The following is a 12,931-nucleotide window of genomic DNA, read 5'->3' on the forward strand; positions in this document are numbered from 1 at the left end:
CGTCAGCCCCGCGCGCCGCGCGCGTCCACGCGGATCACGCGCTCGACCTTGCCATCGACCAGCCCACCGCGCACACCGATCATCACGTCGTACAGGTTGACCGTGGGATCGCAATGCCCGGGCACCAGCCATACCGTGTCGCCCAGCTGGGGCAGGGACAGGGGCTGGCCGGCGTAGGCCGCGCGCAGCAGACCGTGCTCGTCGCCGCCATTGGCGAACACCAGGCCCGGCGGGCTCCACACCATGGGCAGGCCGCTGTCGATGGCGTGGCTCTTGTGGCCCGCATCGCACACCGCATGTTCCTTGCCGCGGCTCATTACCTGGCTCTTCACGAACAGCGCATGTTCGAACTGCGGCGCCAGCGGCGCGCTTTCGTTGCGCGCGTAGTCCGCGTCCATGAACAGGTAGGAGCCCACCTGCAACTCGCCCCACACATGGCTGGCGGTTTCCAGCACGAAGGTGCCGGTGCCCGCGCCGGTGATCAACGGCACCTCGAAGCCCGCGGCCAGCAGGCGCTCGCGGGTGAGCGCGGCCGCCCAGGCGGCTTCGGCGATCGCCTGCGCGCGCTCGGCCGGGTCGCGGCGGTGTTGGGCGCCGCCGTGGTAGGCCTGCAGGCCGGCAAAGCGCAGCACCGGGTGTTGGGCGATCAGGCGTGTCAGGTCCACCGCCGCTTCGCCTGGCGCCACGCCGCAACGGCCCTGGCCCACGTCAATTTCCACCAACACGTCGATGCGGGCGTCACCGACGACCTGCGCCTCTTGCAGTGCCTGGGCCAGTCGCGCCACGCCCACCGCGCTGTCCACCGCGATGCCGAAGCGCGTGGGCAGATCGCGCACGGCGCACGCCAGGCGCTGCAGCTTGGCTTCGGCGATCACTTCGTTGGTGATGGTGATGTCGGTCACGCCGCCCATCGCCAGCGCAATTGCTTCGTCGGTCTTCTGCACGCACACGCCGACCGCGCCGTGCGCCATCTGCAGGCGCGCGATTTCGGCGCTCTTGTGCATCTTGGCGTGGGGCCGCAGGCGCAGGTTGTGTGCTCTCGCATAGGCGGCCATGTGCGCGAGGTTGCGCTCCATCGCGTCGAGGTCGACCACCAGCGCGGGCGTGTCGATGTGGTCCACGCGCTGCCCCAGCAGGCTTTGCGCGCGGTGGTGCCATGGCGCGATGGGCGTCAGCGGGTCATGTACTGCGTTCATCGAGCGTGGCTTCCGTTTGCAGGTGGGCGGTGTCGGCCCAGCCCACCAGCGTCAATCCCTCGGGCGACCACAGCAGGCGGTTGACCGCGGCGTTGGGCAATTCCCAGCTGCGCGGCGCGGTCAACTCCAGCCGGGTGGCGGCGCGGTAGAGGATGTCGAGCACGCCCCCATGCGCGACCATCAACACCTGCTCGCCCGGGTGGCGCGAGGCCAGGTCCAGCACGGTGGGGATCACGCGCCGCTGCAACTGCTCCAGCGATTCACCACCGGCTGGTGCGAAGTCGGGCATGCGCTTGCGCCAGGCCAGCGCTTCGGTGGGCCAGCGGCTTTCCAGTTCGGCCCAGGTCTGGCCTTCGAAGCGGCCGAAATGGCGTTCGCGCAAACCTTTGTGCGGCGCCACGTCCAGGCCTTTGATGCGGGCCACCGCCTGCGCGGTGTCGAACGCGCGACCCAGGTCGCTGGCATAGATCGCGGCAATGGGCTCGTCGCGCAACGACTGCGCCAGTTGCTCGGCCTGCCAGCGGCCCCGTTCGTTGAGCGCGATGTCGGTGTGGCCCTGGATGCGGGTGTCGCGATTCCAGGCGGTTTCGCCATGGCGCACGGCAAGAATGCGGGTGACTTGCAAAAGAATTCCTTGGTGGCAGGACGATGTAAATTTGAATTTACTGACCGGGGTATTTTGACGGTTTATCGGGCTTGAGAGGGCGTTGGTTTGGGACACAATCGCCCGCATGAGACCACCGCTCTCTCCCTTGAACGGGGATTTTTCCACCCTCTTCAACTTCCTGCCGATCGGAGCCTACCGCTGTGCCCCCGACGGGCACTTGCTGCGCGCCAACCAGGCGCTGGTGGCACTCAACGGCTACGTGTCCGAGGCCGAGATGATGTCGCGCGTGAAAGACATCGGCAGCGAGTGGTATGTCGAGCCGCAGCGCCGCGCCGAGTTCAAGCGCCTGCTCGAGCACGACGGCTTCGCGCGCGGCTTCATCTCGGAGATCTACCGGCACCACACGCGCGAACGCCGTTGGGTGAGCGAGAACGCGCACAGCGTGCGCGACGACCAGGGCGAGCTGCTGTACTACGAAGGCACGGTGGAAGACATCACCGAGCGCGTGCATGCCCAGAAGGCCCTGCGCGAGAGCGAGGAGCAACTGCGGCTCATCACCTCCCAGATGCCCGGCGCGGTGTTCGCGGTGCATGTGCGCCACGATGGCGCGCGCGAGTACCGCTTCCTGAGCGAGGGCATCCGGGACATCTACGGCTTCGAGGCCGAGGACCTGATGCGCAACCCCACGCTGCTCGCGCGCTACTTCCATCCCGAGGACCAGGCCATGCTGGAGCGGGACTGGCTGGCGATCCTGGCCGGGCAGGTCAACCTGGAGACCGAGTTCCGCGTCGTATTGCCCGACGGGCGGATCAAGTGGATCTGCAACCGCTCGTGCGCCGTTTCGGCCGATGCGAACGGTTTCCTGCGCGTGGGCGTGCTGCTCGACATCACCGACCGCAAGCAGGCCGAGGCCGCGCTGCACGACAGCGAGGCGCTGTGGAAACTGGCACTGGAGAGCGCGGGCGACGGCGTGTGGGACTGGAACCTGGTCACCGGCGAGGAGTTCTTCTCGCGCGGCATCAAGGCCATGTTCGGCTACGACGACGCAGACATTCCCAATCTCTCGGCCGAGCTTGATGCGATCACCCATCCGGAAGACGTGCCGCAGATGCTGGCCGACCGCCAGGCCCACTTCGACGGTCGGGTGCCGGTGTACCGCAACGAGCACCGCATCCGCTGCAAGAACGGCGCCTGGAAGTGGGTGCTCTCGCGCGGCATGGCGATCACGCGCGACGAAAACGGCTGGCCAACCCGCGTGGTGGGCACCCACACCGACATCACCGAACACAAGCACGCCGAGGCCCAGCACCGCGCGCTGGAGGTGCAGCTGCGCGAATCGCAAAAGATGGAGGCGATCGGCACGCTCGCCGGCGGTGTGGCGCACGACTTCAACAACCTGCTCGCCGCCATCCTGGGCAACCTGGTGCTGGCGCGCGAGGACGTGGGGGAACACCACCCCGCGCAGGAAAGCCTGGTGGAGATCCACCGCGCGGCCATTCGCGCGCGGCAACTGGTGCAGCAGATCCTGACCTTCAGCCGGCGCCAGACGCAGGAGATGCTGCGCCAGCCGCTCACGCCCATGGTGGAAGAGGCCCTGGGCCTCATGCGCTCGCTGCTGCCGGCTGGCCTCAAGCTGGTCGCGCTGCTGCCGGAAGCCGAGTTGCCGGTGCTGGCCGACGCCACGCAGATGCAGCAGGTGCTGATGAACCTGTGCACCAACGCCTGGCAGGCGATGGACGGCTCTTCGGGCGACATCACCGTGGCGCTGCGCGAGGTGCGGGTGGACGCCTCACAGGCCCTGCAGTTGGGCCTGGCGGGCGGGGCCTATGCCTGCCTGAGCGTGGCCGACAACGGCCCGGGCATGGACGAGGCCACGCAGCACCGCGTCTTCGAGCCCTTTTTCACCACCAAGGCGCCGGGCACCGGCACCGGTCTGGGGTTGGCCGTGGTGCACGGCATCGTCAGAGCCCACCGGGGTGCCATTGCGGTGCACAGCCGCGTGGGCGAGGGCTCGCGCTTCGACGTCTATCTGCCGCTGGCCGACGAGGGTGCACACGGCGACGCCGCGGCTGTGCCGATCGCCCCGGTCGAAACGCCCGCTCCCGAGCAGGCCACGCCGGACAAGCACGTGCTCTACATCGACGACTACGAGGCGCTGGTGTTTCTCGTCGGGCGCCTGCTGCGCAAGCAGGGCTACCGCACCACCACCTTCGAATCGGGCGAGGCGGCCATGGCCTGGTTGCGCGCGAACCCGGACGATCCGGTGGACCTGATCGTGACCGACCAGAACATGCCCGGCATGTCGGGTGTGGACGTGGCGCGCGAGGCCCGAATCCTGCGCCCGGACCTGCGCGTGGCCATCGTCTCCGGGCACATCGACGACAAGCTGCACGTCGAGGCGAGCGCGGTCGGTGTGATCGAGGTGATGGGCAAGCAGGACAGCATGGACGCGCTGGGCAAGGCGATCCGCGAATTGCTGGAACGCGCGACAGCCTGACGCCGGGCCGTCGAAGTCCGCGCCCTCAGCGCGGCACTTCGATGTTGACCTGGCGCAGCCCCTCGGGGGGCGCCGGGAAGTCGCGCAGCGCGGCGTCCAGCATCGCGGACCACAGGCCATTCGTGCTGTTCCAGCGGCCGTCGTGCGCGGCGCGCGTTTCGTACACCACCTTGCCGCTGGCGGCATGCCGGATCACCAGCGCGAGTTCGCGCTTGTAGTAGGGCGACTCCATCATCATGGGCGGGTACATCGGCATCCAGATCACCTGGCCGCGGCCCGTCACCACGTAGTCGCGCCCCGGCATGCCATAACCGAAGCCCGGGCCCCAGTAGCCACCCCAATAGCCGTTGTACGGGCTTTCCCAGGGCGCGCGGGGCAGGCGCAGGGTGCTGGCGTCCACCTGCACCGTCCAGGGCGACGACGTGCCGGCCGCGGCGCGCGTCCAGCCGACCTTGGCGAGCGCCAGCGTAGCAAGGTTTTCCAGCTCGTCCTGGCCGGCCGCCACCTTGCCTTCGCGCTGCGAGGGCAGGCGGTCAAAGCGGTAGATCTGGGGCGCTTGCGGGATCGTGACCGGCGTGCCCGGCTTCACGCCCGGCTGGTCGGCCCAGCGCGCGAAACTCTGCACCTGGTTGTCCACCAGGTAGACGCTGGCGCAGCCGCTCAAGACCACCAGGGCAATGGCCAGGCCCAGGGCCTTGAGGATGCGGATCGGTTGTGTGACGTTCATGGTGCCTCCTGGAGGCGGTTGCGCGGGCGAAAGGTGTCAGTGCGCAACCGCAATGGGTACGACCATGGCAGGGGCCGTTGCGTTCCCTTCTGGTGCCACGCGCTGCGCAAGCGCCGGTCTGGAGGCCTGGGGCAGGGGCTCGTCATCGAACGCCTTGTCGCCGTCTTCGCTGGCCTCGCCGGTGGCCCGGATGGTTTCAAACGGAAACAGCGAGCGGTCCATCAGGTGGCTGGGCACGATGTTCTGCAAGGCGGTGAACATGTTCTCCACGCGGCCCGGGAAACGCTTCTCCCAGTCCTTGAGCATCAGGCCGACCTGCTTGCGCTGCAGGTTCTCCTGGCTGCCGCACAGCGTGCAGGGAATGATGGGGAACTGCCGCAGCTCGGCCCAGCGGATCAGGTCCGTCTCGGGCACGTACGCCATGGGGCGGATCACCACGTGCTGGCCGTCGTCGCTCACCAGCTTGGGCGGCATGCCCTTGAGCTTGGCGCCGAAGAACATGTTGAGCATCAGCGTCTGCAGGATGTCGTCGCGGTGGTGGCCGAGGGCGATCTTGGTCGCGCCCAGTTCGCTCGCCACGCGGTACAGGATGCCGCGGCGCAGCCGGCTGCACAGGCTGCACATGGTCTTGCCCTCGGGGATCACGCGCTTGACGATGGAGTACGTGTCCTGGTTCTCGATGTGGAACTTCACGCCGAGCTTCGTGAGGTAGGCGGGCAGGATGTCGGCCGGAAAGCCGGGCTGTTTCTGGTCGAGGTTGACCACGATCAGCTCGAAGTCGATCGGCGCGCGCGCCTGTAGCTTCTGCAGGATGTCGAGCATGCCGTAGCTGTCCTTGCCGCCCGAGAGGCAGACCATCACGCGGTCGCCTTCTTCGATCATGTTGTAGTCCACGATCGCGCGGCCGACTTCGCGGCACAGGCGCTTTTCGAGTTTGTGGTTTTCGAGTTCGATGTTCATGGTGGCAAAAAAATCAATCGATCGGCGCATCGCGGGCGCTGGTTCGTTGGTCCGTATTGTCGGTCGCTCGGGCATTTCAGGGGCGGTGCAGGCCGATTGTCACTGCGACCCCATGTCCGTGGCAGGCGCCAAGGGCGTGCGCGGCGGGCAGGCGGTGGCAACAAAGCGCTTCTATTGTCAAAAGATGTAGCATCAAAATCTTTGGATATCTAGCATAACTACTATCAAAAGGAGAGCTGCCCCGTGAGTTTGCCCGCGCAATACCCCCTGCATTCCGCAAAGCATCGCCCTGCGCGTACCGGGGATCGGCTGCGCAGCGCCCCGTCGCGCGGCCACCAGCGCATCCTGCAAGCCGCCGTGCTGGGGGCACTCGGATCGCTCGGTGCGAGCGCCAGCGCCGCCGACATCGGCTGGACCGGCACCGCCTTCGCGACGAACCAATGGTCGAACACGACCCGCTGGTCGGGCGGCGTGGTGCCGGGCGCGGGCGATCGCGCGGTGTTCTCGCTCAATGTGGTCGGCGCCGCCAACAACTATGTCTTCCTGCTCAGCGGCGCTCCGATCTCGTTGGGCGCGGTGCAGGTGAACGCCTCGAGCTCGCTGCTGCGCCTGGGCAACAACGAAAGCCAGGCCCAGGTGCAGCTGTACGGTATCGGTGGCGTGGGCGCGCGCAACGAAGGGGTGAACATGGTTCGCTTCTTCAAGTACACCAAGTTGATGGGAAGCCTCTCCTTCGAAGCGTCGAACGCGGCGGGTGGTGGTTTCGAATTCAGCACAGGCATCACCCCCATCGGGATGCCGCACGTCGGCATTGACCTGAACGGGTACCACCTGACGCTCAACCCCGTCAATGCCGCCAACGCGATCACCTTCAGCGCAGGGGTCGGCATCACCGGCACCGGCGATGTGATCAAGACCGGCGCGGGCCTCGTGTCGTTCGCGGGCAACGCAACCGTCAACAATTACACCGGCGCCACGTTCATCCGCGACGGCAGGCTGGCCCTGTTGGGCACGGGAGCGATCGCGAACTCCCGGCTCGTGGACATCGCCGCGCCGGGGGTGTTTGACATCTCGGGCACGACCACGGGCGCCGCCATCCGCAACCTCAGCGGTTCGGGCAGCGTGCTGCTGGGCGCACGCACCCTGGACATCACGGCCGCCAGCGGGCGCTTTGATGGCGTGATCAGTGGCGCGGGCGGGCTGCGCGTGGCCTCGACCGACCGTTTCGTGCTGGGCGGGCTCAACACCTACTACGGCGCGACCCAGGTCAACGCCGGCACCCTGGCCGCCGGGGCCACCCAGGCCTTCAGCGCGACTTCCGCCCACACCGTCGCCGCCGGTGCGGCGCTGGACCTGGCCGGCTTCAACCAGCAACTGGCCGCGCTCACGAACAACGGCACCGTGTCCACCGTGGGCAGCATGGCCGGCACCACGCTCACGGTGGCGGGGCCGTACACGAGCGGCAACGGCACCCTGCGCCTGGGGGCGGGCGCGAACGCCGGCGATCGCCTGGTGCTCGATGGCGCCGCCGCCACGCCGACCGGCCAGACCCGGATCGAGGTCGTGCCCTTGCCCGGCCTGGGCGGGCTCACCACGGGCGACGGCATCCTGCTCGTGAACGCCATCAACGGCGCCACGTCCACGGCACAGACCACGCGCGATGCGTTCAGCCTGGTGGGCGGCCAGGTCAACAGTGGCGCCTACGAATACCGCTTGTACGCCGGCGACGCGGCGGGCGCGGGCGAGAACTGGTACCTGCGCACCGACGCCAACGCCTACCGCCAGGAGGTGGCGCTCGTGGCCGCCGCACCTCAACAATTGCGCCAGGCCGATCAGGCGATGTTGGGCAACCTGCATTTGCGCATGGGTTCGCGCGTCCTGTCGCCCGATGCGCGGCGCCAGGGCTGGGCGCGCTTCATCAGCACCGACCGCATCACCGCGCAGGCCGGCACGGTCAGCCCCGACAGCCAGGGCCGCCTCAACGGTCTGCAGGTAGGCACGCCGGTGTGGGGCGATGCGAACTCGACCGCCGGTGTGTACGTGGGCCAACTGGCCGGCAGCTCGCGCGTGAGCGGCCTGGCCGCTGGTGCGCACGGCACCGTGGGCAAGACCGATCTGTTCAGCATGTACCTCGGCGCATATGCCACCCACCGGCGCGACAGCGGCTTCTATGTCGACAGCGCGCTGCAAGCCGGCGTGCACCGCGCCCGGCTCCGTCCGGGTGCGAGCGCCGCCTCCCATCTCAAGGGCCTGAGCCTGCTCGGGTCGGTGGAGCTGGGGCAGTCACTGCCACTGGGCGCGGGCTGGGTGTTGGAGCCGCAGGCGCAACTGATGGTCCAGACGCTGGACGTGAGCAACACCACGCTGCCCGGCGCGACCACGGTGGGCCACAGCAGCGACACCGGTTGGACCTTGCGCCTGGGCGCGCGCGTGCAGGGCGAGTTCGCCACCGGTCTCGGCCGCCTGCAGCCCTACGGCCGCGTCAACCTCTTCACCACCGCCAGCGGCACCGATCGCGCGGGCTTCGGCACGGGCACGGTCGCCAGCCACACCGGCATCGACACCCGCGCGGGCGGGCGCAGCGCCGAACTGGCCGTGGGCGCTACGCTGGCGGTGTCGGAGCGCTCCAGTGTCTACGGCGAACTGGGCCAGCTGTGGGCGTCGGGCGGCAACGCGCACACCAAGAGCGGCCTGAGCGGCAGCGTGGGCGTGCAGCTGCAGTGGTGAGGGCCTCAGTCCCGCGCCGAATGCGTTGACCGGGCCTGCTCGCGCAGGGCAGCGAGCAGCAGCCCGGCGCCGGCCGTCGGTTCGGCGCCGCGCCGCACCGTGAGACCGACGGCGCCGGTCATGCCGTCGCGGGGCAGCCGCAGGCCGACCAGATCGATCGGGCGGAAGCTCTCGATGAGCCCCTCGGGTGCGAACCAGATCGCATCGGTCTGCCGCACCAGTTGCAACGAGAACGCCACGTCGAGCGTGTCGACGACGTATTCCGGCAACGCCACGCGGTGCGTCACCAGGAACGCGTCCACCGTGCGGCGAATGGGCGTGCCGGCGGACGGCAGGATCAGCGTGTAGCGCGAGAGCGCCGTGGGCGCGACCTTGCGGCTGCCGGCCAGTGGATGGCCGGGCCGCGCCAGCGCGACCAGGTCTTCCGAATAGAGGTGCTCGAACTCCAGGTCCAGCATGTCCGACGGTTCCGCCAGGCGGCCAAACACCATGTCCAGTTCGCCCTGGCGCAAGCGGCCCATGAGTTGCGCGTTGGTGCCGCCCGCCACGCGGATGTAAACGCTGGGCAGCGCGGCGCGCATGGCCTCGAACGCGCGCGGCAACAAGGTGGCCGACACATTGGGCAGGGCCCCGACCGACACGGTGATCTGGTGCGACTGCGGTTGGCCGGCCGCCGCGTCCAGCCCTTCGCGCAGGTTGCGCAGGCCCGCCCCCGCGTAGTCCACCAGCACCTTGCCCGCGGGCGTGAGCGCCACGCCGCGACCGTGGCGCTCCAGCAAGGGCCGGCCGACGATGGCTTCGAGTTCAGCGATGGTCTTCGACACGGCCGGCTGGGTGAGCGACAGCTGCTGCGCCGCGCGCACCATGCTCAGTTCCTGCCCGACCACCACCAGGCAGTGCAGATGCCGCAACTTGATTCGGGAAATGTTCATGGCACGGGCCTCATCGCTGGGTTTCGACGCTGCAAGGTATGAAGAACTGGAATACCTCGCCGTCGAATCTTCAATTGTGCCCAAGCACGCGCGACAGTAGCCTTGCGGTTTTCGATCGGCACCCATTTTCGTGGGGGCGCTGGCGCCATCCGGAGACATCCATGCCCCATCTCAACCGCCGCCGCGCTGCCGTGGCGCTCACCCTTCTGGCCGCCGTCGCCGGCCTCGCGGTCCTGCCCGCCCACGCCCAGACCTGGCCCAGCAAACCGGTCACGCTGACGGTGGGCAGCTCTGCCGGCAGCGCGCCCGACATTTATGCGCGCATCATCGCGGAGCAGCTGAACCGCCAGACCGGCGGCACCTTCATCGTGGACAACAAGCCCGGTGCCAACGGCAACCTCGCGGCGGAGATCGTCCTGCGCGCGCCCGCGGACGGCCACACGCTCCTGATCGGTACGCAGTCGATGTTGACCATCAACCCCGCCGCATACCCGAACCTGAAGTGGAAGCTCAGCGACTTCCGTCCCTTGGTGAAGGGCGTGGAGTCGCCGATGGTGCTGGTCACGCACCCGTCGGTGGGCGCGAAGAACTACGCCGAGCTGCGCACCTGGATCGCTGGCCGCAAAGGACAGGTGCCGTACGCGTCCTTCAGTCCCGGCACGCCGTCGCACTTCCTGGGCTACCAGCTCAATGAAAAGCTCCAGGCCGACATGGTGCACATCCCCTACAAGGGCTCGTCGCCACAGGTCAACGACCTGATCGCTGGCCAGGTGCCGCTCGGCTTCACGCAACTGGCGATGGCGGTCCCGCAAATCCAGGCCGGCAAGCTGGTGCCGATGGCCGTGACCGGTGCGCGGCGCACGGCATCGTTGCCGCAGGTTCCCACGCTGGCCGAGCTGGGCCTCAACGACCTGACCACGACGGTGTGGTTTGGCGTGCTCGCGCCCGCGGCGGTGCCGAAAGCGGTATCGGACACCATCCTCGCCGCCTTCAAGAAGGCGCATGCCGAAGCGTCCGTGCGCACGAAACTGGAGGCGCAGAACTTCGAGGTGGCCGATGAAAGCGGCGCTGCCTTCGAAAAAGACCTGGCCGCCGAAACCGCCCGGTGGGCCGCTGTCTTGAAGGCCACCGGCTTCCGCGCCAATGACTGAGGAGACTGGGGCCACGCGCCCCAACGTCATCTTCATCGTCGCCGACGATCTGGGTTTCGCCGATCTCGGTTGTTACGGCGGGCGCGATGCGTCCTTTGGCGCGGTGTCGCCGGTGCTCGACGGCCTCGCGGCCGCCGGCATGCGCTTCACGCAGGGCTACGCCAACTCCCCCGTCTGCTCGCCCACGCGCTTCGCGCTGGCCACGGCGCGCTACCGGTACCGGCTGCGTGGCGGCGCGGACGAACCGATCAGCAGCCGCACGCGCAGCAGCAACGTGCTGGGGCTGCCGCCTTCACACCCGACCGTGGCCTCGTTGCTGAAGAACGCGGGCTACCGCACGGCGCTGATGGGCAAGTGGCACCTGGGCTACCCGCCGCACTTCGGCCCCTTGCGCTCGGGCTACGAGGAATACTTCGGCCCGATGTCGGGCGGTGTCGACTACTGGACCCATTGCAGTTCGGGCGGCGCGCACGACCTGTGGTTCGGTGAGGAAGAGCGGCAAGAAGAGGGCTACCTCACCGACCTGATCTCCCGGCGCGCGGTGGACTATGTCGAGCGCATGGCGCAAGACCGCAGCCAGCCCTTTTTCCTCAGCATGCACTACACGGCGCCGCACTGGCCCTGGGAGACGCGCGACGACGCACAAGTCTCCGCCGAGGTGAGCGACAACCTGTTCCACCTGCACGGCGGCAACGTGGACACCTACCGCCGCATGATCCACCACATGGACGAGGGGATCGGCTGGGTCATGGAGGCCCTGCGCCGCCACGGGCTGGACCGCGACACACTGGTCATCTTCACCAGCGACAACGGTGGCGAACGCTTCTCCGACAGCTGGCCTCTCGTGGGCGGCAAGATGGACCTCACCGAAGGCGGCATTCGCGTGCCGTGGATCGCGCACTGGCCCTCCACGGTTCGCGCGGGTGGTGTGTCGGTCCAGCAGTGCATGACGATGGACTGGTCGGCCACGGTGCTGGACGCGGCGCATGTGGCGCCCGATCCGGACTTTCCGCTGGACGGCGTGTCGCTGCTGCAGGTGCTGCGCGAGCAGGACCATGTCTTCGAGCGACCCCTGTACTGGCGCATGAAGCACCGCGGGCAGCGGGCCCTGCGGCGAGGCGACTGGAAGTACCTGCGGGTCGATGGCCACGAGTACCTGTTCAACCTGGCGCGGGACGAGCGTGAACGCGCGAACCAGTCGGGGCGCGACCTGCAGCGCCTGGCTGCGATGCGGGAGGACTGGGAGACCTGGAGCGAGAGCGTACCGCCGATCCCCGAGGACGCGGCGGTGCACCTGGGCTATTCCGCGAAGGACATGCCGGCGCGTTGAGCGGCGTTGGCGGCTGTGGCCGTCAGCGTCCCCGGTAGACCGGGGTGCGTTTTTCCTGGAAGGCACGCCGGCCTTCGATGCGGTCTTCGGTGTCCCGGAGCAGTCCGAAGACGTGGTATTCCGTCTGCAGTGCCTTGTCCAGGGGCATCTCCAGGCCGGTGCGCACCAGGCGTTTGATCGCCCGCACCGAGAGCGGCGCGTTTTGCGCAATGCGTCGCGCGATCGCGAGTGCGCTCTCCATGAGTTCGGCGGGTGGCAGAACCTCGCTCACCAGCCCCATGCGAAGGGCCTCGACCGCGCCGAAGCGGTCACCGGTCAGCAGCATCATCATGGCATCGGACGGGCTGACCAGCCGCGGCAGACGCTGCGTGCCACCCGCGGCCGGGAGGGTGCCCAGCCGCACTTCCGGCAGCGCGAACTGGGCGTTCGTCGACGCCAGCCGGATGTCGCAGGCGAGTGCGAGTTCCAGGCCACCGCCGAAGGCGTGGCCGTTGATGGCGCAGACGATGGGGGTGTCCATGTCCATGCCGGCGGTCATCGGTTCCTGGCCTGTTCCCGTGAAGGCCAGTTGCGCGAAGCTCTCGGCCGGCGGCATGGTTTTCTTGAGATCGGATCCGGTGCAGAAGGCGGTGCTGCCCGCGCCGGTGAGCACCGCGCAGCGGACCGTGTCGTCCTCCGACACCCGGCGCCAGACCTGGCGCAGTTCGGCGCGCATGTCCGGATCGATGGCGTTCATCGCTTCGGGTCGGTTCAACGTGACGATGGCGACGCCATCCCGCATGTCGAGGAGAACGGGCATGTGTG

Annotated in this window: 10 protein-coding genes; 4 read left to right on the top strand and 6 right to left on the bottom strand. The window is 68.4% G+C overall.

The annotated features are described in order from the left end of the window. Nucleotides 1-2: 2 nt before the first annotated feature. Nucleotides 3-1,196 (bottom strand): DSD1 family PLP-dependent enzyme, encoded by a 1,194-nt coding sequence (locus FFS09_RS03035; protein WP_137917384.1) that lies wholly within the window; start codon nt 1,194-1,196, stop codon nt 3-5. Next, nucleotides 1,180-1,821, bottom strand: a complete 642-nt coding sequence (locus tag FFS09_RS03040) for a histidine phosphatase family protein (RefSeq protein ID WP_137917385.1) — start codon at nt 1,819-1,821, stop codon at nt 1,180-1,182. The genes FFS09_RS03035 and FFS09_RS03040 overlap by 17 nt, the downstream gene beginning before the upstream one ends. Nucleotides 1,822-1,927: 106 nt before the next feature. Between FFS09_RS03040 and FFS09_RS03045 the strand changes: the two genes are divergently transcribed. After that, nucleotides 1,928-4,300, top strand: coding sequence for a hybrid sensor histidine kinase/response regulator (locus FFS09_RS03045; protein ID WP_137917386.1), 2,373 nt, complete (start codon nt 1,928-1,930; stop codon nt 4,298-4,300). A 25-nt stretch (nt 4,301-4,325) separates the two neighbouring features. On the opposite strand, the gene FFS09_RS03050 is transcribed toward FFS09_RS03045, so the two are convergent. Next, nucleotides 4,326-5,027 carry a hypothetical protein gene (locus FFS09_RS03050; RefSeq protein ID WP_137917387.1) on the bottom strand — a complete coding sequence of 234 codons (702 nt, stop codon included), beginning with the start codon at nt 5,025-5,027 and terminating at the stop codon, nt 4,326-4,328. Between the two features lie 36 nt (nt 5,028-5,063). Beyond that, nucleotides 5,064-6,017, bottom strand: a complete 954-nt coding sequence (ttcA, locus tag FFS09_RS03055) for a tRNA 2-thiocytidine(32) synthetase TtcA (protein ID WP_137917388.1) — start codon at nt 6,015-6,017, stop codon at nt 5,064-5,066. Between the two features lie 213 nt (nt 6,018-6,230). Between ttcA and FFS09_RS03060 the strand changes: the two genes are divergently transcribed. Beyond that, nucleotides 6,231-8,714, top strand: coding sequence for an autotransporter family protein (locus FFS09_RS03060; RefSeq protein WP_137917389.1), 2,484 nt, complete (start codon nt 6,231-6,233; stop codon nt 8,712-8,714). Between the two features lie 5 nt (nt 8,715-8,719). Here the strand turns inward: FFS09_RS03060 and FFS09_RS03065 are convergent, their stop codons facing one another. Further along, complete coding sequence (locus tag FFS09_RS03065) at nt 8,720-9,646, bottom strand: LysR substrate-binding domain-containing protein (RefSeq protein ID WP_137917390.1); 927 nt, start codon at nt 9,644-9,646, stop codon at nt 8,720-8,722. 161 nt (nt 9,647-9,807) lie between these two features. Here FFS09_RS03065 and FFS09_RS03070 point away from each other — a divergent pair, with 161 nt between their 5' ends. Together FFS09_RS03070 and FFS09_RS03075 are read left to right on the top strand one after the other, a co-directional pair. Further along, on the top strand, nt 9,808-10,797 hold the full coding sequence (locus FFS09_RS03070; protein ID WP_171019846.1) for a Bug family tripartite tricarboxylate transporter substrate binding protein: 990 nt from the start codon (nt 9,808-9,810) through the stop codon (nt 10,795-10,797). Next, on the top strand, nt 10,790-12,127 hold the full coding sequence (locus tag FFS09_RS03075) for a sulfatase family protein (RefSeq protein ID WP_137917392.1): 1,338 nt from the start codon (nt 10,790-10,792) through the stop codon (nt 12,125-12,127). The genes FFS09_RS03070 and FFS09_RS03075 overlap by 8 nt, the downstream gene beginning before the upstream one ends. Before the next feature lie 22 nt (nt 12,128-12,149). Here the strand turns inward: FFS09_RS03075 and FFS09_RS03080 are convergent, their stop codons facing one another. After that, nucleotides 12,150-12,926: an enoyl-CoA hydratase/isomerase family protein gene (locus FFS09_RS03080; protein ID WP_137917393.1), complete on the bottom strand. Its 777-nt coding sequence runs from the start codon at nt 12,924-12,926 to the stop codon at nt 12,150-12,152. Nucleotides 12,927-12,931 lie beyond the last annotated feature (5 nt).

The sequence above is a fragment of the Hydrogenophaga sp. 2FB genome (assembly GCF_005503365.1).
Lineage (GTDB): Bacteria > Pseudomonadota > Gammaproteobacteria > Burkholderiales > Burkholderiaceae_C > Hydrogenophaga.

Excerpts from the sequence above, each read along its gene's own strand:
- FFS09_RS03035 (WP_137917384.1), bottom strand. The coding sequence starts at position 1,196 with ATGAACGCAGTACATGACCCGCTGACGCCCATCGCGCCATGGCACCAC.
- FFS09_RS03045 (WP_137917386.1), top strand. The coding sequence starts at position 1,928 with ATGAGACCACCGCTCTCTCCCTTGAACGGGGATTTTTCCACCCTCTTC.
- FFS09_RS03050 (WP_137917387.1), bottom strand. The coding sequence starts at position 5,027 with ATGAACGTCACACAACCGATCCGCATCCTCAAGGCCCTGGGCCTGGCC.
- ttcA (WP_137917388.1), bottom strand. The coding sequence starts at position 6,017 with ATGCGCCGATCGATTGATTTTTTTGCCACCATGAACATCGAACTCGAA.
- FFS09_RS03065 (WP_137917390.1), bottom strand. The coding sequence starts at position 9,646 with ATGAACATTTCCCGAATCAAGTTGCGGCATCTGCACTGCCTGGTGGTG.
- FFS09_RS03070 (WP_171019846.1), top strand. The coding sequence starts at position 9,808 with ATGCCCCATCTCAACCGCCGCCGCGCTGCCGTGGCGCTCACCCTTCTG.
- FFS09_RS03075 (WP_137917392.1), top strand. The coding sequence starts at position 10,790 with ATGACTGAGGAGACTGGGGCCACGCGCCCCAACGTCATCTTCATCGTC.
- FFS09_RS03080 (WP_137917393.1), bottom strand. The coding sequence starts at position 12,926 with ATGCCCGTTCTCCTCGACATGCGGGATGGCGTCGCCATCGTCACGTTG.